The sequence below is a fragment of the Alienimonas chondri genome (assembly GCF_013036045.1).
In the GTDB taxonomy this organism is placed as follows: domain Bacteria; phylum Planctomycetota; class Planctomycetia; order Planctomycetales; family Planctomycetaceae; genus Alienimonas; species Alienimonas chondri.
In genome coordinates, this window is sequence record NZ_WTPX01000012.1 from 1 (window position 1) to 22,338 (window position 22,338).

Here is a 22,338-nt window from a genome sequence, read left to right on the forward strand (position 1 = left end):
TCGCCCGCCACACCCTGACGGCCCCGGACCCGTCCGAGCACACGCTCGATCGGCCGCTGCGCGTGCCGCCGCCGGGGCGCGTCGGGTTGTTGGCCGGCGCCGGGCAGTTCCCGTTCCGCTTCGCCGCGGCCGCACGCGCACGCGGCCACGAGGTGCACGCCGTCGGCGTGCAGGGGATGTGCGACCCGGCGCTCGCCGACCTCTGCGACGGCTACCGGGAATCGCCGATCTCCAAGGCCGGCAGCATCATCCGCAAGTTCCGCCGCTCCGGCGTTAGCGAAGTGGTGATGGCCGGCAAGATCACGAAAACGGTCTTCTTCGAGCCTTGGCGGGTCTTCAAGCTGATGCCCGACTGGCGGGCGCTGTCGATCTGGTTCCACCACGCCCGGCGGGATAAGAAGGACGACACGCTGTTGCTGGCGGTGATCGCGGAGTTCGCCCGCAACGGCATCATGGTCGGTTCCGCCCTCGACTACGCTCCGGAGCTCCTCGTGCCGCACGGCTTCCTCACCAGTCGTCAGCCGACCGCCAAGCAGTGGGACGACATCCGTTTCGGCTGGACGCTCGCCAAGGAGATGGGCCGGTTGGACGTCGGTCAGAGCGTGTGCGTCGCCGATAAGGCCGTGATGGCCGTCGAAGCGATCGAGGGCACGGACAAATGCATCGAACGCGCCGGCGAATTGTGCCGTCGGGGCGGGTTTACCGTCGTGAAGGTCGCCAAGCCGCAACAGGACCGGCGGTTCGACGTGCCCACGGTGGGCGAGGCGACGCTTCGCACGATGCACGCCGCCGGCGGCCGCGTGCTGGCTGTCGAGAGCGGCAAGACGATTATGATCGACCAGGGACCGATGTCGGAACTCGCCGACAAGCTGGGCATCGCCGTGGTCAGCTTGAACGCCGAGGAGCTGTCGCTGAAGGCCGCGGCGTAACGGCCCGCTTGGAGCCGGCCCTCGTACCAGCCCGTCGCGCCAGCGTCGGCCGGGCGTGCGCCCGAATTTCGGGCGATTCGAACTGCCGGCTTCAATCACGGCCGACGCTGGCGCGTCGGGCTTGTATCGGGCATCCGTCAATACAGCGCGGACGCGAGCTGCCGACGGTACTCGCCGACGAGCGGATCGGCGCCAAGTGCCTCGAAGATCCGCAGCATCACCGCCTTTCCGGCCTCGCGCGCTTCGCCGGGGAAGCGTTCGACCACGGCCAAGGCGGTTTGCAGGGCCGATTCGTACTCCCCGGACGCCGCCAACGCATCGGCGAGCGCGATTTGGGCGTTCGGATCGTCCGGCGCCGCTTCCGACGCGGAACGGGCCTCGGCGAGATCGACGCCGCCGCCGGAGGCGTGCAGGGCGATCTCCGCTTTCAGCTTCGCCGCGTCCGGGGGGAGCGGTCCGCGCTTCTCGAGATCGGCAAGGGCCGTAGCGGCCTCCTCGTAGTCCCCGGTTCGCATGGCGCAGCGGGCGAGACCCATCGTCGCTTCGGGGAAGCCGGGGCGCAGATCGAGCGCCAGCCCGTAGCGGATCGCCGCGGCGGCCGGGCTCTGCGATTCCAACGCCGCCGCCTCGGCGAGACGCTCATCGGCTTCGTCCGGGCCGAGCTGCTGGAGCCACGCCCGCAGTTCCTGCTCCGACTTCAGGCCGACGAACTGATCGATCGGTCGCCCCTCGGCGAAGGCGATCACATGCGGGATCGAACTGACCCGAAACGCGGCGGCGAGTTGCTGCTCCTGATCGATGTCCACCTTCGCCAGCGTCCACGCTCCGTTCGCTTCCGCGGCCAAGCCTTCCAGCAGCGGGCCGAGCGTCCGGCACGGGCCGCACCACGGCGCCCAGAAATCCACGACCACCGGCACGCAACTGCCGAGGACCGCTTGTTCAAAATTGGCGGCGGTCACGTCCATGGTGAATGGCGGGGCGGGCGAAGCGGAGTCGGACATGCCGCCAGTCTGCCTTTCGCCGTCCGCCGTCACCATCCATCAGTCCCACCACCACCGAGCGTCCGGCGCGGCGACCGCCTTCTCCCGGGCCGCTTCCAGATAGCCGCTCGCATCCGGTGCCTGCCCCGCCGCCCGCAGGGCGTCGCCGGGGCGAATCGACACGCCGCCGCCGATCAGCCCGATCACCGTTCCCCCGGCCCGCTTGGAGTTAAACGCCGTCGGCACGGTCTTCGGCGCAGGCCCCACCGGCACCGGCATTCGGTTCGCATCGTTGAGCAACGACGGCTTCCAACTTGCTTTCTCCGCGAGCCGTTCCGCTCGAATGAGTTCGGAGACCATCGCCAAGTCGTACAGGTTCTGCAGCGCCGCGAACGACGGGCGCACGGCGCACAATTCCGCGACGTTGTCCGAGAACCGCTTCGCCCACTCGGCGTTCGGCACTCCGCGGCTGCCGGCGTCGCGGATCGTGCCGTCGGCATTGAGCGCCTGATCCTCCGTGACGACCCGTAGGCGGGGACCGGAGAAGGCGAAGGCGGTGCGGTCGGCGTTCACCGCGAACGGCTCGTAGGCGTCGGTCAGGTAGAACCGTTGCACGGTATTCGCCCCCGGGCCGATCAGGGCGAGATGCGACGGAATCTGTCGCACGCCGGACGGTTCGAGGCCGAGCGAAATCAGCTTCATGCGGTAGTCCGCCTCGATCATCGCGACGCCGAAGTGCGAGCCGGGTTCGACCCCGTAGATGCGGACGGTTTGGTCGCCGAGGATGTTCGCCAGCTTGCGGTAGATGCCCGCCGCCTGCGAGACGGACCGCACGGCGCCCAGCCCCGCGGTCGCCTGAGCCATTCGCGCCTGTCGCTCCGGCACCGGGTCGATCGAACAGCCGATCGCCCCGCCCCTCCTCGCATCCCCGCCGCGGAGCGCGGCGAGCAGATCCATGAGGTGCAGCACCGGCCGCCCCGCGTGGTCGCCCTCCGCTGTGGAGACCATGCGGCCCAGCGCGTCCGGGGCGAATCCGCCGGCCGGTCCGACGAGCACGAGATCCCCCGGTTCGCCGCCCGCGGGCGGTTTCACCAGCACCGCGTCGATTCGCGTGAGGCCGGCGAGATAGGCCATCGCGTCGTCCGGTTCCTCGCCCGTCGCGGTCGCCGCGTCGAGAGCCGCTTCGAGCCTCACCAGCGAGACCTTCCGGGCGTCGCTGGAGACGTTGAGGTCCGCCGGCAGGTTCTCCGCCGCGAACGCCGCCAAGCGGGCGCTCTCCAGCTTCGTGCCGAGCTTCTCGTCGTAGCGGGTGGTGAGGGCGCCCGCCGCGTCGATCAGCACCCCGTTGCCGGCGCCGCCGTTGTTGTTCTGGGCGAACGCGGGCGAGGCGACCGCCAGCAGCAGCGCGGCGAAGAGTGGCGTCCAACGCATGATACAGCGGTCCGAGCAAGGCAAGTGTGCCCCGATGCTACCGGCGGTTCGCTTCCCGCACGAGATGTGCCGCCTGCGCGGCGAGTTCCTCCTCGGTCGGTAGCTCGATCCGGCCATCGCGGGCCGCCCAGAACAGCGCCGCGCAGGTCAGGTCCGCGGTCGTGCCGGGGTTCCGCCGCGGTCGGCCGGTTCGCAGCAACCCGTCGAGCGTCCTCACCCACGGTCGTTCCGCCAGCGGTCCGTCGTCGGGACGGTGCGGCTGGTGCCGTTCCCGCACGGCGTCGCGGATCGCGATCGCCGCCCCCTCCCCGCAGCGGCGGGCGATGTGCGTGTCCGGCGTCGTCCGCAGTCGGCTGAGGTAGATCAACAGCGTCGCGTCCTCCCACGCCAGCCGGTGCGTTCGTGGAGCTTGATTGAAAACGTGTTCCAGCCCGACGACGTCGCACCAGACGCCGTTGAAGTCGGTCGCCCACGCCTTCGCCACGCCGTCTCGATCGGCCGCCAAACGCATTGTTTCCAGCAGCGTGACGGTGGGCTCGGATCGCACGTCCTGCTCCGCCGCGTCGCCCAATCCGCCGGGGTTCGCGAGTCGAATCGCTTCATACACGGCCACCGCGTCGTCGACGGTCGTCGCGGCGAGCGTTGCCGCGGGGGAGCGACGCGGCGGCGTCGCGCACAGCGGGGCGAGCAGCAACGCGATGCCGAGGTTCACATTCGTGCCGCATTCTCGCCGCGTCTCCCGCACGCAATTCAACACGGCCGGACCGACGCCGATCGTCGCCGCGGCCGGCAGCGTCTCCGCGGCGACGCCCGCGGCGGTGACGAAATGGGCGTGGGTCAGGTCGTCGAAGTTCGCCCCCGGGTAGACGTTCCCCGGCTTGCGGGCGGTGCACTCCGTCAGGCAGGCCCGGCGGGCGAGGTTCGGCAGTTCGATCACGGCAGCGGCGGCAGGTTCTCGGCCATCCATTCCTCCCGCTCCCGCTCCCGCTGCAACTGCTCTCGAACGAGCGTATCAGATTCAAAGTTCGGCGTGACGAGCCGCGGCGGCACGCACCACAGGTTGAGCGTGGCGGGGTCCCCGTAGGGGGTTATCGCATGCGCGATGAGCATGCTGTCGCCGTGCTGGAGCGGATGCCACTCCCCGGCGGCCAGCACTTCCGATTGAATTGACCCCGGTAGAGTGAAGCTGGATCGGTGCCGGTATTCCCACTCGCCACGAGCCGAGTTGCCGGCGTGCCAAGTCCACTTGTCGCCGCCGTTCACCGCAGTGAGTTCGGTGATGAGCTGTGCGGCGTCGGCTTCCAGTTCAAGCGTGATCTTGCCCCCCGCCCCCGCGGGCACGACGACGTACCGAACCCGCGCCGGCGGACGGGCGTCGCGGGCGATCTTCAGGGCCAGTGCGTAGCTTGCCCAGCCGATCAGTGGGATCGCGATGAGAACCGCTGCGATCGCCGCGACGATCTTGAGGCGACGACGAAACAAATAACGAGACATGGCGGCTCAAAACGAACAACGGGCCGGAGACGTTCGTCCCCGACCCGTTGATGTTAGCTGCGATCGAGGATAGAAGCCTTACTTCATCGCCGCGCGGGCTTCCTGCTGCTCCTGGCGCTGCTTCAGGACCTCTTCCTGAATGTTGCTGGGCACCTGGGCGTACTTGGCGAACTCCATGCTGAAGTTGCCTTTGCCCTGCGTCATGGACCGCAGCTCGTTGGCGTAGTCGAACATTTCGGCCAGCGGAACTTCGGCCTCGACGATCGCGGTGCCGCTCTTGGTGGAGCTGTCCACGATCATGCCGCGCTTACTGGAAACGTGGCCGGTGACCGGGCCCTGGAACTCTTCCGGGCACTCGATTTCCAGCTTCATGATCGGCTCCTGCAATTTGATCGCCGACCGCTGGAGAGCTTCACGCATGCAGGCGAAGCCGGCGGTGTTGAAGGCCATCTCGGACGAGTCGACGTCGTGGTAGCTGCCGTCGTTGAGAATCATCCGCACGCCGACCACCTCGAACTCGCCGAGGGGGCCTTTGACGATACCGCGACGGAAGCCCTTCTCCACCGCGGGGATGTATTCCCGGGGGATGCGGCCCTGCGTGACCTCGTTGACGAACTCGAACGGCTCCTCCGCGGCGTTCATCTCCTCTTCGGTCATCGGCTCCAGTTCGCCCTTCACGTGGGCGTACTGGCCGGAACCGCCGGTCTGCTTCTTGTGCTTGTAGTCGTAGGTGTACGACTTCGTCGGCCGTTCCTTGTAGGCCACGCGCGGCGGGCCGACTTCGCACTCGACGTTGTACTCACGCTTGATGCGTTCGACGTAGATGTCGAGGTGCAACTGGCCCATGCCGGCGATGAGGGTCTCGCCGGTTTCCTCGTCGCTGAAGACGCGGAAGGTCGGGTCTTCGCGGCGGAAGCGTTCCAGCGCCTTGCCGAGCTTGTCCGCCCCGTCCCGCTTCAGCGGCACGAGCGACCGCGTGATGACGGCGTCCGCGACGAAGATGTTCTCCAGCGAGTAGTTCACGTCGCCGCCGCAGAACGTATCGCCGGAGGCGCAGTCCATACCGACGACGGCGATGATGTCGCCGGGGCCCGCTTCTTCCACGTCGGCACGGTCGTTGGCGTGCATCCGCACCAGGCGCCCGAACCGGGTCTTCTGACCGGTCCGGGTGTTGATGTAGGAGTCGCCCTTCTTTATCGAACCCTGGTAGATGCGGGTGTAGGTCAGCTGGCCGAACTGCTCCTGCACGATCTTGAACGCCATGGCGACGGTCGGCAGATCGGCTTCGGGCTTCAATTCGACCCGCGTCGCCTTGCCGTCCTCGTCCACGTCGTCCTGGTCGAGCGCGGAGATGTCCCGTTCCAGCGGGCTGGGCAGGTAGCGGTTGACGGCGTCCAGCAGCGGCTGGACAGCCTTGTTCTTGTACGCGGACCCCATCATCACCGGAACGATCTGGTGGCTCAGGGTGGTCTCACGCACGATGTCGTGGATGAGGGTCGAGGGGATCTCGGCCTCTTCGAGCAGCTTCTCCATCAGGGAGTCGTTGTAGAGGCTGAGAGCCTCCAGCATCTCGCCGCGCTTCTCGTTGGCCTGATCAACCAACTCGGCGGGGATCTCTTCGGTGCGGACCTTTTCGCCCTTTTCGCCGTCGAAGTAGTAGGCCTTCATCTCGATCAGGTCGACCACGCCTTCGTGGTCGTCTTCGAGGCCGATCGGGATCTGCAGCGGCACGGGGGTGACGTGCAGCTTGGCGGCCATCTGCTCGGCGACGCCAAACGGGTCGGCGCCGGTGCGGTCGCACTTGTTGATGAAGGCGATCCGGGGGATCTGGTATCGCTTCATCTGACGGTCGACCGTCAGGCTCTGGCTCTGCACGCCGCCGACGCTGCACAGCACGAGGATGGCGCCGTCCAGCACGCGGAGGGAGCGCTCCACTTCGACCGTGAAGTCGACGTGGCCCGGGGTGTCGATGATGTTGATCGAGAAGTCCTTCCACGTCACGGACGTGGCCGCGGACGCGATCGTGATCCCCTTCTCTTTTTCGAGTTCCATGGAGTCCATCACGGCCCCCTCCTTTTTGACGTCACCGATTTTGTGCGTCTTGCCGGAGTAGAAGAGGATCCGCTCGGTCAGCGTGGTCTTACCGCTGTCGATATGGGCTGAGATCCCAATGTTGCGGTGTTTGTTCAGGTTGACGAGGAAGTCGTTCACGGTGTCGCTCCGGAGGGGGCACGACGACAGAGCGTCGGCCGGGGAAAGAGGGGGTAAACTTTTGGAGAGGGCACGCGACCCACTCGATAGGCACTGAACCCTGACGCCCGCATCGTCGGCGGTCGTCACTCACTGGGCCGGGACCGAGAAGCCGTGCCGCCGATTCAAGGAGAACGGGGCACGGGGGCGAGGTCCGCGGCGGTCAGCGAGGTGTTTTCATGGGTCCAGAGCTGCGGGTCGCACGCCGCGGGCGGCGCGGTCCCTCCACGCCTGTCCCGGTTGCGACGGACAGATCATAACGAGTTGATCGCGCCGGAAAAGGGCGATTTGTGAAGTTCTGCGCATAGATAACGCCGAGGCTCCGCGGAGCCTCGGCGTTACGACGCATCACATCCGTTCGATCAGCCTTCCGCGATCGCCGCCTGAGCGGCGGCGAGACGGGCGATCGGGATGCGGCGGGGGCTGCAGGAGACGTAGTTCAGCCCGGCCTCGTGGCAGAACATGACGGACTTCGGGTCGCCGCCATGCTCGCCGCAGATGCCGATCTTCAGGTCCGGGCGGGTCGAACGGCCGCCCTCGATGCCGATCTTCATCAGCCGGCCTACGCCGGGCTGGTCGATCGTCTGGAACGGGTCGGCGGGGACGATGTCCATCTCGCGGTACTGCGGCATGAAGCTGCCGTAGTCGTCGCGGGAGATGCCCAGCGTCGTCTGGGTCAGGTCGTTCGTGCCGAAGCTGAAGAACTCGGCGCCCTCGGCGATCTCGTCGGCCCGCAGCGCGGCCCGGGGGATCTCGATCATCGTGCCGACGGTGTACGGGATCTCGGTCCCGGCCTTCTCGAAGACCGCGGCGGCGGCTTCGCGAACGACGGCGGCCTGGTTCTCGAACTCCGTCTTGAAGCCGACCAGCGGGATCATCACCTCGGGGAACACTTCGTGACCGGCCTGCTTGGTCGCGACGGCGGCCTCGAAGATCGCGGTGGCCTGCATGCGGGTCACCTCGGGGTACACGACCCCCAGCCGACAGCCGCGATGGCCGAGCATCGGGTTCAGTTCGTGCAACTCGGAGACCCGGCGGTGCACGTCTTCCTTGGTGACGCCGGCGATCTTCGCCAGCTTCTCATCGAGGCCCGGCTCCTCTTCGAGGTGCCGGTCGCTCAGGAATTCGTGCAGCGGCGGATCGAGCAGGCGAATCGTGACCGGCTTGCCGGCCAGCGTGGTGAACAGCTCCGTGAAGTCCTTCTTCTGGAACGGCAGAAGCTGATCGACCGCCTTCTGACGGGTCTCGGCGGTCTCCGCGAGGATCATCTCGCGGATCTCGTCCAGGTGACCGAAGAACATGTGCTCCGTGCGGCACAGGCCGATGCCCTCGGCGCCGAAGGCGACGGCCTCGGCGGCGTCTTCGCTCTCGGCGTTGGCCCGGACGTTCAGCTTCCGGTGCTCGTCAGCCCAGCCCATGATCTTGCTGTAGCGCTGGTAGGTCTCGCTTTCCTCCGGCTTCATCTCGCCGTTGAGAACCTGCATCACTTCTGACGGGCTGGTCGTGACCAAACCGGCGAAGACCTCGCCGGTGAAGCCGTCGATCGTGATGTCGTCGCCTTCCTTCAGCACCTTGTCGCCGACCGAAACGGTCTTCTTGGCGTAGTCGATTTGGAGTTCCTGGGCGCCGACGATGCACGCCTTGCCCATCTGCCGGGAGACGAGCGCCGCGTGGCTGCTGGCGCCGCCCTGGGCCGTCAGGATGCCCTTGGCGACCCGCATCCCGCGGAGGTCTTCCGGGCTGGTCTCCTTGCGGACGAGGATCAGCGAGACGTTCTCGTCCTTGTTGAACTGGGCCTCGGCGGCCTCGGCGGTCAGCACGACCTTGCCGCTGGCGGCGCCGGGGCCGGCGTTGATGCCGGTCGTCAGGTGCTGGTCGGCCGCGGCCTTCTTCTCCGCCGGATCGAAGATCGGCTGGAGCAGTTGGTTCAGGTCGTCCGCGGGGATGCGGCGGGGGTTGAGGGCTTCCTTGCTGTCGATCACGCCCTCTTCGACGAGGTCGTGCGCGATCCGCACCGCGGCGAAGCCGGTTCGTTTGGCGTTCCGGGTCTGGAGCATCCAGACCTTGCCCTTCTGAACCGTGAACTCGATGTCCTGAATGTCTTTGTAGTGGGCTTCCAGCCGCTCCCCGATTTCGGTGAGTTCCTTGAACGCGGCGGGCATGTCCTTCTCGAAGGTCTCTTCGATCCGCTTGGGGGTGCGGATACCGGCGACGACGTCTTCGCCCTGGGCGTTGATGAGGTAGTCGCCGTTGAAGCCCGGCTTGCCGTCGGCGCCGTCGCGGGTCAGGCCCACGCCCGTCGCGCAATCATCGCCGAGGTTGCCGAAGACCATCGCCTGCACGTTGGTCGCCGTGCCCCACTCGTGCGGGATGCCGTACTGCCGGCGATAGACGACGGCTCGGTCGTTGTCCCAGCTATCGAAGACGGCCCCGATGGCGCCCCACAGCTGCTCCATCGGGTCTTCGGGGAAGTCGCGACCCTTCTGCTCCTTCACGACCCGCTTGAACTCGGCAACGATCTCCTTGAGTTGATCGGCGGAGAGTTCGTAGTCGTATTCGACGCCGGCCTTCTCGCGGGCTTCGTCGATGATCGTTTCGAACGGGTCTTCGTTCTGCTCGTCGCGTTCCACGCCCAGCACCACGTCGCCGTACATCTGGACGAAGCGACGGTAGCTGTCCCAAGCGAAGCGCTCGTCGCCGGACTCGGCGATCAGGGCGGCGACGGTCTTCTCGTTCAGGCCGATGTTGAGGACCGTGTCCATCATGCCCGGCATGGACTCGCGGGCGCCGGAGCGGCAGGAGAGCAGCAGCGGGTTGTCGTCGCTGCCGAACTTGGCGCCCATCGTCTCCTCGACCTTGCTGATGGCGGCGAGGACCTGTTCCTTGACGCCGTCCGGGTATTCTCCGCCGTTCTTGCTGTAATGAACGCAGACGTCGGTCGTGATCGTGAACCCGGCGGGGACGGGGAAGCCTTCTTTGGCCATCTCCGCGAGGTTGGCGCCCTTCCCGCCCAGGGTGTTCTTCATGGTGCGGTCGCCGTCGGCCGACTGACCGCCGAAGGAATAAACGTGCTGCTGGGCCATCTGGCGCGGGGTGACTGCTGCGAGTGCGATTTGATTGCGAACGCCGAATCGCGGGACGCCATAGACCCCGAAGACCTGGACCGTTGAGGGGTCCGGTTAGACCGGGGGCGCGGACCGCGTTCGGCGGGGCGGAACCGTATCGGCCCCGACTTCCACCCGCAACCGGTCCGCCTCCCGCTACGGGTCCGTGACAGTCTGTTTGCAGGGAGCGATCCGCACCGCTAGCGTCCGTTCGTGAGCCGACTCCGCGACATCTTCCGGGTTCCCGCGACCGACGAGTCTCCGCTGGTCTGGACGGCCACATTGCTGGTCGCGGTGTTGTCCCTGATCGGCTCGGTCTGGGCGTTGAGCGACGGTCAACGGGAGGGGTGGATTCTTCTGGCGTTCGGTGTCGCCGCGGGCCTTGCCGCTTGGTTCCTTCGGCCGTCGCCCGGTCGTTCAGCCGGTCAGGGCGAGGGGGATGCAGTGGGATCGGGGGCCGGCGGACTCGAGGAAGTTCCCGTCACGCTGACGCCCGAAGCGGCGAGGCAAGCGGCTGTCGCGGCCGCTCGAGGGGAGACGCCCGACCCCTGGTGGATCAGAATCTCAAGCGGCGGCATCGGTCCGAAGCCGGACGGTCAGTGGGGATACGTCCATCGATTGGATTTCACGACCGCCCCGGAATCGGGCGACGTGACGTACCGGAGCGAGGGCGTCGCCGTCGCGGTGCCGCGATCCGACCTCGACGTACTTGCCGGGACGGTTCTCGAATACCGTCGCGATCCGGGCGGCTTTGAATTTCTGAACCCGAACGACGCGGCCGTGAACGAGCGAATCTCGGCCGTCCGCGGTCTCTCCGGAAGCGAACTGCCAGCGGGCTGATTTTTCTCCGATGGCCCTCGGGTAACAGCTATTGCGCAGATATCGAGTATGCTAGTCGGAATCGCTGTCCCCCTGCGAGCCTTCCCCGTGCGTGCCGAACTCCTCCCGCCCATCGGTCCGGCTGTGCGGTTGAAACGCGACCTGACCGTCCTCGGTCGCAAGCGGGACGTCTGCGACGTGATTATCGAGCGAGAAAGCGTTTCCGCCCTGCACTGTCTGCTGGTCAAAACGGACGGGTTGCTGTTCGTCCGCGACCTCGGCAGCACCAACGGCACGACGGTCAACGGCCAGCGCATCACCCGCGGCGCCCTGCTGCCGGACGACGAACTTGGCGTGGGCGGGGTGAAGTTCCGCGTGAAGCTCGGCCCCGGCACCGACTTCGGCGTCGGCGATGAGAGTTGCCAGACCGAGGCCGTGAACGCGATCTCCTGAGATCAGACTTCCGGCGCCTCGGGGTCGGCAGGGGCCGGGGGATCGCCCGCCGCGTTTTCATCGGCCAGCTGCACGCACACTGCTTCGGTCCCGTTGCGCCAATACAGGCGACCGCGCGAATAGGCCGCGTGGTTCCAGCAGACGCCTTCCAACAGCGTTTCTTCCGTCGCGTCGCTGTAGCGAACGATCTCCTCGAAGTCGTCCGGCGTCGCGGCGACCAACGCCAGATCGCCGTTCTCGCAGGTGACCAGCAGCATTGGCGGACCCTCCGCGGTTCCCAGCAGCAGGCACTGACCGAATCCGTAGCGGCCCTTCTTCCACATACGTTCGCCCGTCTCCACGTCGATGCAACTCAGGATGCCTTCGTCGAGTCCGTAGACGAAGCCGTCGTGCAGGATCGCGTCATTGAATTTCAGCTTGAAGCGATTCGGCGTCCGCCAGACCTCGTCCGCGGTCCCCGTGCCGTCGTCTTCGCTCACCTCGTAGAGACCGGCGCCGGTGTTATAGCCGCTGGAGAGGAACACGCGGTCGCCGGAGACGATCGGGACGGCCGCGTTCACCTGCGGCTGATTCGTCCAAGGCACGTCCCACAGGGTTTCACCCTCGGTGGAAAGTCCCCGGACGCCGTCCGCCTCGAAGGCGAGAATTTGCGGGACGCCGGCGATCGTCGCTTCGACGGGCGAGCTGTAGCTGCCCGGGCTGTCGCCGCTCGCCCAAAGGGTTTCGCCGGTGCTCAGGTCCAACCCCATCGCCGCGCTGTCTTCCCCGGCGGCGGCGCCGGGCAGCACGACGACGGCATCGCCGACCACCAGCGGACTGCACGCCAACCCCCAGGTGATGTTCCCCTCCTCGAACAGATCCCGCTTCCAACGGAGTTCGCCCGTCCGAGCGTCGAGGCAGGTCACGACGCCCGTGGCGCCCATGCTGTAAACCGCTCCGTCGTGAAATGTCGGCGTGCTGGCCGGGCCGTCGCCGCCGTTGGGGGCGATGCGGGAGAACCGCGTCCGTTCGCCGTGGCTCCACAGCGGAGCGCCGGTGTTCGCGTCGTAGCAGGCGATCGTTTCCTCTTCGCCGCGCTGCTCCATCGTGAAGCAGCGGTCGCCGACGATGCTGAAGCCGCCCCACCCCGGGCCGACGGGATGTCGCCACACGGTCTCGGGGGGCTTGACGCTCCAGTCGGCGCCAATCGCGGCGTCGAGAACCTTGCCGTCCCGCTGCGGACCGAGCAGCCCCGGCCAATCGTCCAGGCCGGCGACGACGGGCGGGGCGTCCGTCGTGTCCGCGACGGACGCGGACTCCGGATTCGCTGCGACGAAGGCGGCGATTCGCTCCTCCGCCGTCGGGGCGTATCGATATCGGAAGCCGCTGACCTGCATCGCCCCGTCCCATTGGGGGGGAAAGAGGAACAGGAGGCCCGCAGCGAGCGACGCCGCGGCGATCGTCACCGTCATGCGCGTCCCCCGCGACCAGCCGGAGTAGCCCCACAGCCAACAGACGGCCGCCAACGCCGCCGCGGAGACCGCCCCGAGCATCACCATGCTGTTCACCGTAGCATCGCGGTCGGTGAGGAGGTCGGCCAACATCCACGCGGCCAGCGGAGCGATCAGGCCGAACCCGATCGCCCAGAGGCCGATGGTCCAGCCGAGACCGCGGGAGCGGCTCGGCGGGGACGAAGCTGCCGGCGCGTCGGTCGCCGCTGCGTCACGCGGCGGAGAAATGGAATCGTCGGTCACGGCGGCCGTTCGGAGGGAGGGAACGGGCGAGTGTCCGACGCAACCCGCAGACCGGCAAGGGCCGCGGCGCCCCGAAACTCAGCGACCGAGCGGCTTCGAGACGATCGCGGCGCCGTCCCAGCGCAGCAGCGCGTCGTCGCGCTCCGCTTTCGGCTCATGGAAAGGAATTGCGGAGCGTTCCCGATCGCTCAGCAAGCGGTCCAGCGCCGTGCGATCGAACCCGTCCGGCAGCACGGCGGCGAGGTCATTTCCGCGGTGGAGAGCCAATCTGCGATTCTCCGGCGAACTGCCCAGAATCGCATCGAGCAGCGCGGCCCGCGGGATCCACGCCGCCCGCCGCCGGATGGCGGCCGTATCGGCCTCCGACAGTTGGTGAAACACACGATGATCTGCTTCGAGGCGGACGAGCTGACGCTGAGCTTCATCCTGCAATCGTCGCAGTTCACGTTCGTCAAGCAGGTCGTTCGCCGTGGCGGCGAAGCCCAGGGCGGCGCCGACGGACGCGAACCGTTCCGCGGACCAGCCCAACTCCTCCAGCAGTCGCGGGCCGTCGGGCCGCGCGGCGACCGTCTCGGCGAGGGACGATCCGCGGAGGCCCTCTTCGATCGCCCGACGCTCGTTCGCGGTCAGCACGGACACCGTGCGGGTCGACTCCGAGGGCCAGTCCGAGAGCGTCGGCCGGGCCTCGGCAAGCACTTCCAACTCTTCCTCCGAGAGCATGGAGGCCAGCCACAGAAATTCATCGACGTCGCGCTCGCGGAGCGGCGTGGTCGACTCGGCGGCCACCGAAAGAATCCGCGGCGGCGGCTTCTCCTGACAGCCGGCGCCGAACAGCGCGACGAGACAGAGCGGGGCGGCGGCGGCGAGTCCGTGCTTCACCCTCTTAGAGTCGTCCTCCCGACGGTCGAACGACAGAAGCGCCGCCCGCGCATGAAAAAACCGCCCCGCCGGAACGCCGGCGGGGCGGTCGGTTCGTTCCTATCGAACGGTCGAATCAGCGACCGTTCGGGGACTCCTGTCCGAACCGGATGATGGTGCCGCCGCTGCTGCCGCCGATGTCATTCGCGTTGTAGATGTACTGCGCGTCGATGGCCTTGCGGATCATCGATTCGGCTTCCATCAGGTGGGCCTTGGTGTAGGCGTCCGCCGGTTCGCCGTGATCCTTCAGGAAAGAGCCGAGTTGATCGGCCAGTTCCTTCAACTGCATCGTGGCCAGGTTAGAGATCGGCTTGAAGGCCGCTCCGTTGCCGGAGCCGGGCATACTGAGGTCGATCAGACGGGAGAGGTGCTCCCGCTGCAGGTTGCGACGCAGGCTGCTGATCATCGGCTTCCGCGGGTTGAAATCGCCCTCGGGCACCTCGTTCAGTTCCGTCCAGACCGAGGAACGCACGGTCTCGAGCAGTTCCGGCAGCGTGAAGGCGTCCTCGCCGGCGGGCACCTGAACCTCGTTGTCGTACACGCGACGCAGCACGGTCGGGTTCAACAACATCGTCATCACGGACGCCTGCATCCCCTCGACGCGGTCGTGGACCGGGAAGGCGCTGTCGCCCATGGCGCTCCGCCAACCGGTGCCGTCCAACCACTTCGCCGTGGTGAGGTGGGAGAGCAGTTCCGGCGTTAGGCCGTACGCGTCGTCGCGGAAGCTGTTCTCGATCACGAACTCCAGGGCCTCACGTTGATCCTTGGCGTCGACGACTTTCAGCGGCGGAGTGTCCGGCGACTGACCCTTGACGTCGCGACGGACGAACACGCCGCCGAGCCAGTTCGACATCATGCCCAGCTGCCGCATCTGCATCGACAGCGTCAGCTCGTAACCCTCGCGGGCCTTGAACCAGCCGTCGCCCTCCTTGACGAACGCTTCGAGGAGCTTCTCGCGGCGATCCTGAATCAGCTCCATCTGGTCCTTGGCGTAGGTCAACGGGTCGGACCCGAAGTCATACCGCCGAGCGAACGGGTCGGGGCCGGACGTGTCTTCGTCGGTCCCGAAGGCGAGCTCCGGTTCGGTGCTGCGCTTCAGCAGTTCGGGTAGCTCTTTGGCGTCCGCCACGTAGCCGTACTCGATCGCCCACATGTCGTAGGGACCGATGCCGTCCATCGCGTATTCGCCCTGCTTCTCGCCCGCCTGGAAGCGGATGTTGATCGGCGTGTAGTCCATCACGCTGGTCGCGATCAGGCCGGTGCCGCCGTTGATCTCGGAGTAAGACGAGACCGAGGTGCCCTTGAAGTTGTGCCGCAGGCCCAGCGTGTGGCCGACCTCGTGCGCCACCAGGTGCGCCAGTTGCGGGCCGATGAAGCTCTCCGGCATGCCGTCGAGCATCTGGCCCTCGTCCTCTTCGTCGTCCTTGTCCGCATCCTCATCGTCGGACTCGGCCTCCTCATCGTCCTGCTCCTCGCCGTCCTCGGCGGGGTCGTCGTCCTTCTTCTCGTCGGACGATTCGCCGTCGGCAGCGGCCTTCTTCGCCTCAGCTTCCGCTTTCTCCTTCGCGGCCTTTTCTTCAGCGGCCTTCTTCTCCGCCTCCTTGTCGTCGAACGCACGAACGGCCAGTTCCATCCGCAGCGCGGCGAGTTCGGCGCCCTTCTCGTTCGCGGCGAGGCAGAAGCCGTTCTTCTGCACGCCGGTGCCGATCAGGCCGTCAAACTGGTCGTCGCCCATCATCCGCGTGTCCACGCGGCCGGCGGCGTGTCCGGCCAGTGGGCCGTACGCCTCGCGAGCGATCGTCGCCGCGACCGACGCCCGGTCGCCGGGCTCGGCGAACCGCACGCGGGGATCCCAATCGGGGTGTTCCGCCAGCCATGCCAGCGTTTCCGGTCCCATCCCCTGCATCGCGACCTGGGGCATCACCTTGTCGAACTGCATCCGGAAGTGACGGATCCAACCGTCAGTAAGGATGATGTCCGCATCAAGGATCTCGCCGGTCTCCGGATTGATCCGGGACGGGCCGATCGCGGTGCCGATGTCGTTATTCAGCCAGCGGACGAAGTTGTAACGCACGTCCTCCGGGTCCTTATCCATATGACGGCCGGTGCCGGCGTCCTGGTATTCAACCTGGATGGCGTCCTCGATGCCGATTTTCTCGAAGGCGGCGTTCCAGGCGAGGATGCCTTCCTTCACCCAGCGCCGGTAGCGCACCGGGGTGGTGTGCTCGATGTAGAAGACGATCGGTTCCTTCGGCGGGCTGAGTTTCAGCTTGGAATCTGCCTTCTCCAGGTGCCAGCGGGTGATGTAGCGGATGCGGGTTTCGTCATCCTGATACTTGCCGAAGTCGCTGTAGGCCGTCGTGAAATAGCCGACCCGCTGATCCGCCGGGCGCGGTTTGAAGCCGTCGCTGGGCTTCAGAACGCTGAAGCTGTAGTGCAGCGTCTTCAGTTGGCCGCCGGCGCCGGGGATCTCGTAGGCGATCTCGACGTTTTCGGCGAAGGACTTCGCTTGCTCGATGCTGAAGACCCGGGGGGTGCTCCGGCTGATCGACATCCCCTGGAAGAACTGGCTCGCTTTGCCGACGCACAGGGCGTCCATATCGATGACCGGCCCGCCGCCGGGGCCAATCGTGACGATCGGGATCTCCATCAGCACGCGGTCCGTGAAGAGCCGCTCGACGGAGGCTTTGGCCTCTTTCTCCTTCGTACGGACGTCGACGTTCGGGGCGATGACCGCCAGAACTTTGTCGTACCGCTTAAATTTGATGTACAGCTCGCCCGCCTGGAGCCCGGCGAACTCCTCGCCGCTGGCGACGGTCAGGGCGACGAAATACGGCTGCGAAGCGAACCCGCTGGGCAGCTCGGCGAACATCTGTCCGTCTTTGGACCGCGTGTAGAGCGTCCAAAGCGGCTTTTCGGAAGAGCCGTCGGCCTTTGTGGGGCTGGCGACTTTGTCGAACCCTTCGAGCACCTTAGCGTGCGGCGGGAACTCCGGCGGATCCTCCGCCAATGCGATTCCGGCCGTTTGGGCCGAGAGCAGCGTGAGCGTCGCCAACGCTAAAGGCAGGGCGGTTCGAGATCGACGTCGCATCGGGCGGGAAATCCGGGGGCGGTGAAGTGGGGCCGGGATGTGCGAGTCGTACGAGCAAGCAGAAGGCATGGTTTCGCCAACTCGTCGCAACGCCGACAATCTTCACTCATTCTTCCCGACTGCACCGGATGGGCAAGTCCCCGCGCCGTCGACTGGGGGAATTGAAGGTGCCGAGACTCCCGCGTTTCGTCGCAGACCGAATGCTGCAGACGGCGCCTCGCGTGTCAGCCATAAGTCGCGGTCGCGAGAACGGGCGGAGCCGCGAGGTGCGGCAGTCGCCATTTCCATGACCGACGGGAACCCCCATGCTCGCACGGCGACTCGGACCGGCGGCTCAGATCACGTCGACGATCATGCAGGTGATGTTGTCCTTCGAGCCGCCCTCCTGAGCTGCTTTGACGACTACTTCCGCAATTGCCTGCGGGTCGTCCCCGGCGGCCAGCAGGTCACGGAGCGGGTCGTCGTCCAGTCCGTCCGTCACGCCGTCGCTGCACAGCAGGAACCGGTCGCCGCGTTTTGATTCGAACGACTTGACGCAGGCGCCCTGCCCGCCCTCTTTGCTACCGAGGTAGCGATACAGCACGTTTTTGTAACGGTGCGTCGCCGCTTCCTCCGGCTTGATCGTGCCTGCTTCGACCAGCGCCTGCACGAGGCTGTGATCCGTCGTGAGTTGCTTCAGTCGTCCGTCGCGCAGCCGATAGACGCGGCTGTCGCCCACTCCCCCGATGTGCAGCAGCCCGCCGGCCGCGACCAAGAACACCACCGTGGTGCCCATCTGATTCTGTTCCGGGTCCAGCGCTCCGGCGGCCATGATCTCCGCGTTGGCTTCCGCCACCGCTTTGTCCAGCAGCATCGAAACCGTGTCTTTCCCGCTCCGCTTAAAGTCGAGTTCCGCGTTCAACGCTTCGGGGATCATCTCGACCGCCATGGCGCTGGCCTTTTCGCCCGCGGCTTGACCGCCCATCCCGTCGGCGACGATGAAGAACCGGCCATCCGGATCGACGAACGCGCTGTCCTCGTTGTTCTTACGAAAATTCCCGGTGATGCTCACGAGGCCGTACCGCAGCTTGATCGGCTTTCGTGACGCGGAGCGGCCCATGAAAAGCACGGCGGCGAGGGTGTGGAGCCGGAACGGTGCGAAAACGTGACTCCCCAATCTACCGCACGACGGCCCCCGAGACACATGTGCCGCCCGTCGCGACTGATTCGGGGGCTCGAAACGGCCGTTTATGGCGCGGCCACGGGATCGACCGGCGGCAGGACCGTCTGGAGAAAATCTCTGGTCCCGACCGTCGTCGCCGACAGAAACAACTCTCCTCGCTCAAAGCCTGCCGACGAGCCGTGATACAGGCTGGCGCCTTCGAGGATATCCCACACCCGTTTTTTCTCGGGTGGGAACTGGGAGGCGTAGCACTTCACCGCCGCGAGCTTCTTGTCGTACGTCGAACTGATGTCCGCCACGAACGACCCGCCGTTCGGAGGGAGCGCGGACGTGCTGAAGCCGAGCGGATACCAGACCTGCTTGTCGATCCGATGAACGGGCAGCGGACCCAGTTCCGGGTCGGTGAAATGCTCGTCCCACTTGCACAGTCGACTGTAAAAGACGGCGGCGTCGGTGATCTGAGTCGCCTGCCAATGGTCCGGGGAGGCCATCGGCGTCTTCGCGGCGATCCCCAGCACCACCTTCGGGCGATACTTGCGGAAGATCTTCGCCAGCTCGCAGCGGGCCTCAAACGAATCGAACAGCCGACGGTTCGGCAGGTCGAGCGTGTGGCGATAGTGCAGACCCAACGCCTCGGCGGCGGCCTTCGCCTCCGCCATACGCTCCTCCGGTCCGCTGCTGCAGGGGGTCGGTTCACCGTCGGTCAGATCGACGAGACCCACGCGGTATCCCTGCTCCACGAGCCGGGCCAGCGTGCCCCCGCAGCCGATCTCCACATCGTCCGGATGGGCGCCGACGGCGATGACGTCCAAGGGGGCGGGCAGATCGACCATCAAGCGTTCGGGCAGCGTACGGCGGCGGGCGACGGGCACCCTACCGATGCGGCGGGCGGCGCGTCACCCGAGCTGCGTCGAACTGCTCAAACGGCGGCGTCGGCGCCGTCGTGCAAGTCGGCGAACCAACGGCTGGTGCGACGCAGGCTCGCCGCGTGGTCCTGGCGTTCCCACGCCGATCGGTTCCACACGTCGAGTTCGTAGTCGCCGCCATAGCCGCACTCGCCCAGCCGGCGGATCAACGTGGCCAGCGGCAGCGAGCCGTGCCCCGGCAATTGCCCTGGCCCCCGCCGTTCGCCCCGCGCCCCGCTGACCCGGCAGTCGGAGAGTTTGACCACCTTGACCGCATCGGCGAATTCGTGGACCCGATTGACCAGCGAGTGGTCGGTGGCCATCAGCAGCGTCGGAAACGCCATCCCGACGTTCGGTCGATCGACGCGTTCCAGCAGCGTCAGGGTGTCCGAGACGGACCGAACCACGCTGTTCCGCGACAGGTGCCCCGGCAGCGGCTGCACCGCGATCGAGACGTCGAACTCCGCGGCGTAGGCGGCCAGCTTTTGCAGCGTGCCCGGGATCAGGTTCTTGGCGGCATGCCGTTCCGTGAAGCAGCCGTTCCCGCCGGTGGCGACGCAAACGCATTTGGCGCCGACCTCGGCGGCCAGCTTGATCGCTTCGAGGGCTTCGAAGCACGCCTGACGACGGTCGAACTCGTCTCCCTGCGTGAAGCCGCCGACCCAGGACAAGCTGCTGACCGCCACGCCGGACCGTCGCACTTCCCTCGCCACCTGACGCCGCGACCGGGAGCGGAACTTCCCGTTCCAGAGAGCCAGCGCATCGAGTCGGCAGTTCTCGATCGCGGCGAGATCGTCCGACATGCTCCAGCGACGGGTCGTCGGCTGTCCCAACGCGAGGCGGGGTCGGGCCGACTGTGTCTTCGCCTCCTCCGGCACGAGCATCAGACCCGACAACCGGGCATCCCGCGGAGGACGCTCCGCCGTTGGCTTGGACGCGATCTTGGACGCGGAAGCGTGCGGCACGGAGCGCTCGACGGCAGGGTCGCGGGATGGGATTGGGGGAGAGCTCCCCGGCGAGGCAGGAGGATTACCGATCCACGTGCCGGCAAGACAGTCCATCCGGGCGCGATTTTCCGGATCGCGCCGGCGGGAGGGGCCGTAGCGATCAGCGTGCCGACGCCCCAAGTCGAAACAGCACGGGAAGATCCGTCAAAACGAACGACGACCCCCCGGATTCCCCCCGTGAACGCACGGATAGCGGGTGAACTGTCGCGGGTTTGCACCGGCTCGTTGCGCGGTCGGTGCACTCGGGGGACGCAGGTGTCGTCGGCATTCTCCGCCGACGACCGGAGCATGAATCAGTTCAAAAGATGCCGAGCTGATCGCGGGCATCTTCGGTCATCCGCTCCGGCGTCCACGGCGGATCCATCGTGAGCGTCACGTCGCATTCGCCGACGCCCTCGACGCGTTCCACGGCCGATTTGGCGTTCTGAACGATCTGCGGGCCGGCGGGACAGGCCGGGCTGGTGAGCGTCATCGAGACCTTCGCCTCGCCGCCCTCTTCCTCGGGGGGAACGACGTCGTAGACGAGGCCCAGGTCGACGATGTTGACCATCAATTCCGGGTCGATGACCTCTTTCAGGGCATCGATCAGTTCGGATTCAGCAGGCATGGGCGTGGGCGGGAAAGTCGGATCAGCAGGGAGCGTGGGAGCGAAGTTCAGTCGCCGATGCCGAGCTTCCGCTCGGTCGCTGCGGCGAGGGCGGCGCGGACGGGTTCGACGTTCACGCGGTCCAGCACTTTCTCAAAGAAGCCGGCGACGATCATGTGCATCGCTTCGGACTCCATCAGGCCGCGACTGCGGCAATAGAAGAGCTGCTCCTCGTCGACGCGGCCGGTCGTGGCGCCGTGGGTGCAGCGGACGTCGTCCGCTTCGATCTCCAAGCCCGGAATGCTGTCGCTGCGGGCTTCGTCCGAGAGCATCAGCGAGTCGCAGCGCTGATATCCGTCCGTCCGCTGGGCGACTTCTTCGACCTTAATCATCCCCCGCCAAACGACCTTCGACTTGTCCCGCAGGACGGTCTTATAGAGCAAGTCGCTGTCCGTGTCCGGCGCGTTGTGCGACTGCTGGGTGTAGTAGGAAAGGTTCTGGCGACCGGTGGAGAACGTGACGCCGTTGACCTCGCCGCGGGCGCCGCGGCCGTCGAGGTGAACGTCCTGATGGACGTGCGCGAGCTTCGAACCCAAGCCGCCGACCGTCCACTGCAACAACCCGTCGCGACCGACCCGGCCGCACTGGTGAGCGAAGTGCAGCGTGTTGGTGTTCCAGTTTTGCAGCTGGGCGTACCGCAGGTTCGCTCCGTCGCCGACGAACAGTTCGACGGCTCCGACGTGCAATCCGGCCCCGTCGCCCTGGCTGGTCGTTTCCTCAAGCAACGCAGCGTTCGCGCCGTCTTCGAGAATGACGAGCGTGTGCGAAAGGTCGCAGCACCCCTCCCCGCTGAGCCCGATCAGGCTGTGCAACGGCTTCTCCAGCGTGACGTTCCGCGGGACGTACAGCACGGTGCCGCCCGTCCAGAACGCCCCGTGCCACGCCGCGAAGCGGTCGGCGCCTGCATCGACGCCCTTCGTCATCAAATACGGTTCGAGCAGGTCGCCGTGCGTGTTGACGAGGTCGGTCAGGCAGCCGAAGACGGCGCCGGCCTCCTTCAACTCATCCGATAATTCGACATGGGCCGAAGCGCCGTCCGCATGGACGGCCCGGCCGCCGAAGCCCTGATCGTCTCGCATCCCGCCCGCGAACGACTGCGGGTCGGCGCCGGTCTCCGCGATCGCGAACTTCTCGGGACGCAGGAACCGCAGTTCGACCCGGCGGTATTCCTCCGCCGGGTCCGGCACGGAGAGGTGCGTGAGATATTCCGCGAACGCTTCCCGCCGCCGCTGGGTGACCCAGTCCGGCTCGGTGCGTGTTTCCAAGAAGCGTTCAAACGCCTCGGCGTCGAACGTGGTCGGCGCCGCGACGGCGGTGGTGAGGGCGGATTTCATAGAGACGGGGCGTTGATCCCCGACTCGGATGCGGGGCTTCGACGTGAAGAGGGTGACGATCGGGGCGTCGGAGCGGAGGCGA

Annotated in this window: 17 protein-coding genes; 3 read left to right on the plus strand and 14 right to left on the minus strand. The window is 66.8% G+C overall.

Features of this window, described 5'->3' with window-relative positions; translation table 11 throughout:
- The coding region (locus tag LzC2_RS03235; RefSeq protein ID WP_315854511.1) for an LpxI family protein at window positions 1-929 on the plus strand (929 nt) is incomplete at its 5' end.
- A 137-nt stretch (window positions 930-1,066) separates the two neighbouring features.
- Here the strand turns inward: LzC2_RS03235 and trxA are convergent.
- The 6 genes from trxA to ppdK all read right to left on the minus strand — a co-directional run bounded on the left by trxA (window position 1,067) and on the right by ppdK (window position 10,167).
- Complete coding sequence (trxA, locus tag LzC2_RS03240) at window positions 1,067-1,930, minus strand: thioredoxin (RefSeq protein WP_171183701.1); 864 nt, start codon at window positions 1,928-1,930, stop codon at window positions 1,067-1,069.
- A gap of 39 nt (window positions 1,931-1,969) precedes the next feature.
- Window positions 1,970-3,340 (minus strand): DUF1598 domain-containing protein, encoded by a 1,371-nt coding sequence (locus LzC2_RS03245; protein ID WP_171183703.1) that lies wholly within the window; start codon window positions 3,338-3,340, stop codon window positions 1,970-1,972.
- Between the two features lie 37 nt (window positions 3,341-3,377).
- A complete protein-coding gene (locus LzC2_RS03250; RefSeq protein WP_171183705.1) occupies window positions 3,378-4,277 on the minus strand; it encodes a triphosphoribosyl-dephospho-CoA synthase in 900 nt (299 codons plus the stop codon).
- Complete coding sequence (locus LzC2_RS03255) at window positions 4,274-4,834, minus strand: hypothetical protein (RefSeq protein WP_171183707.1); 561 nt, start codon at window positions 4,832-4,834, stop codon at window positions 4,274-4,276. Before LzC2_RS03255 ends, LzC2_RS03250 begins: the two co-directional genes overlap by 4 nt.
- A 78-nt stretch (window positions 4,835-4,912) precedes the next feature.
- Window positions 4,913-7,045: an elongation factor G gene (fusA, locus tag LzC2_RS03260; RefSeq protein WP_171183709.1), complete on the minus strand. Its 2,133-nt coding sequence runs from the start codon at window positions 7,043-7,045 to the stop codon at window positions 4,913-4,915.
- Window positions 7,046-7,446: 401 nt separating this feature from the next.
- Window positions 7,447-10,167 (minus strand): pyruvate, phosphate dikinase, encoded by a 2,721-nt coding sequence (gene ppdK, locus LzC2_RS03265; RefSeq protein WP_171183711.1) that lies wholly within the window; start codon window positions 10,165-10,167, stop codon window positions 7,447-7,449.
- Between the two features lie 234 nt (window positions 10,168-10,401).
- On the opposite strand from ppdK, the gene LzC2_RS03270 reads away from it, so the two are divergent.
- Both LzC2_RS03270 and LzC2_RS03275 read left to right on the plus strand, forming a co-directional pair.
- Window positions 10,402-11,028: a hypothetical protein gene (locus LzC2_RS03270; protein WP_171183712.1), complete on the plus strand. Its 627-nt coding sequence runs from the start codon at window positions 10,402-10,404 to the stop codon at window positions 11,026-11,028.
- A gap of 87 nt (window positions 11,029-11,115) precedes the next feature.
- Window positions 11,116-11,460 carry an FHA domain-containing protein gene (locus tag LzC2_RS03275; RefSeq protein WP_171183714.1) on the plus strand — a complete coding sequence of 115 codons (345 nt, stop codon included), beginning with the start codon at window positions 11,116-11,118 and terminating at the stop codon, window positions 11,458-11,460.
- A gap of 2 nt (window positions 11,461-11,462) precedes the next feature.
- On the opposite strand, the gene LzC2_RS22745 is transcribed toward LzC2_RS03275, so the two are convergent.
- The 8 genes from LzC2_RS22745 to sufD all read right to left on the minus strand — a co-directional run bounded on the left by LzC2_RS22745 (window position 11,463) and on the right by sufD (window position 22,256).
- A complete protein-coding gene (locus LzC2_RS22745; RefSeq protein WP_171183716.1) occupies window positions 11,463-13,193 on the minus strand; it encodes a PQQ-binding-like beta-propeller repeat protein in 1,731 nt (576 codons plus the stop codon).
- 78 nt (window positions 13,194-13,271) lie between these two features.
- Window positions 13,272-14,072, minus strand: coding sequence for a hypothetical protein (locus LzC2_RS03285; RefSeq protein WP_171183718.1), 801 nt, complete (start codon window positions 14,070-14,072; stop codon window positions 13,272-13,274).
- A 115-nt stretch (window positions 14,073-14,187) separates the two neighbouring features.
- Window positions 14,188-17,202, minus strand: a complete 3,015-nt coding sequence (locus LzC2_RS03290; RefSeq protein WP_206678542.1) for a zinc-dependent metalloprotease — start codon at window positions 17,200-17,202, stop codon at window positions 14,188-14,190.
- A gap of 334 nt (window positions 17,203-17,536) precedes the next feature.
- Window positions 17,537-18,301, minus strand: coding sequence for a PP2C family protein-serine/threonine phosphatase (locus LzC2_RS03295; RefSeq protein ID WP_171183720.1), 765 nt, complete (start codon window positions 18,299-18,301; stop codon window positions 17,537-17,539).
- 128 nt (window positions 18,302-18,429) lie between these two features.
- Window positions 18,430-19,197: a PIG-L family deacetylase gene (locus LzC2_RS03300; RefSeq protein WP_171183803.1), complete on the minus strand. Its 768-nt coding sequence runs from the start codon at window positions 19,195-19,197 to the stop codon at window positions 18,430-18,432.
- 86 nt (window positions 19,198-19,283) lie between these two features.
- The gene (locus LzC2_RS03305) at window positions 19,284-20,234 is read right to left on the minus strand and encodes a sugar phosphate isomerase/epimerase family protein (protein WP_171183722.1); all 951 of its coding nucleotides are present in this window, start codon (window positions 20,232-20,234) and stop codon (window positions 19,284-19,286) included.
- 340 nt (window positions 20,235-20,574) lie between these two features.
- On the minus strand, window positions 20,575-20,883 hold the full coding sequence (locus LzC2_RS03310; protein WP_171183724.1) for a metal-sulfur cluster assembly factor: 309 nt from the start codon (window positions 20,881-20,883) through the stop codon (window positions 20,575-20,577).
- 47 nt (window positions 20,884-20,930) lie between these two features.
- The gene (gene sufD / locus LzC2_RS03315; RefSeq protein WP_171183726.1) at window positions 20,931-22,256 is read right to left on the minus strand and encodes a Fe-S cluster assembly protein SufD; all 1,326 of its coding nucleotides are present in this window, start codon (window positions 22,254-22,256) and stop codon (window positions 20,931-20,933) included.
- Window positions 22,257-22,338: the final 82 nt, after the last annotated feature.

Coding starts and splice junctions, on each gene's coding strand:
- sufD (WP_171183726.1), bottom strand. CDS start 22,256: ATGAAATCCGCCCTCACCACCGCCGTCGCGGCGCCGACCACGTTCGAC.
- LzC2_RS03300 (WP_171183803.1), bottom strand. CDS start 19,197: ATGGTCGATCTGCCCGCCCCCTTGGACGTCATCGCCGTCGGCGCCCAT.
- LzC2_RS03245 (WP_171183703.1), bottom strand. CDS start 3,340: ATGCGTTGGACGCCACTCTTCGCCGCGCTGCTGCTGGCGGTCGCCTCG.
- LzC2_RS03255 (WP_171183707.1), bottom strand. CDS start 4,834: ATGTCTCGTTATTTGTTTCGTCGTCGCCTCAAGATCGTCGCGGCGATC.
- trxA (WP_171183701.1), bottom strand. CDS start 1,930: ATGTCCGACTCCGCTTCGCCCGCCCCGCCATTCACCATGGACGTGACC.
- ppdK (WP_171183711.1), bottom strand. CDS start 10,167: ATGGCCCAGCAGCACGTTTATTCCTTCGGCGGTCAGTCGGCCGACGGC.
- LzC2_RS03290 (WP_206678542.1), bottom strand. CDS start 17,202: ATGCGACGTCGATCTCGAACCGCCCTGCCTTTAGCGTTGGCGACGCTC.
- LzC2_RS03310 (WP_171183724.1), bottom strand. CDS start 20,883: ATGCCTGCTGAATCCGAACTGATCGATGCCCTGAAAGAGGTCATCGAC.
- LzC2_RS03295 (WP_171183720.1), bottom strand. CDS start 18,301: ATGGGCCGCTCCGCGTCACGAAAGCCGATCAAGCTGCGGTACGGCCTC.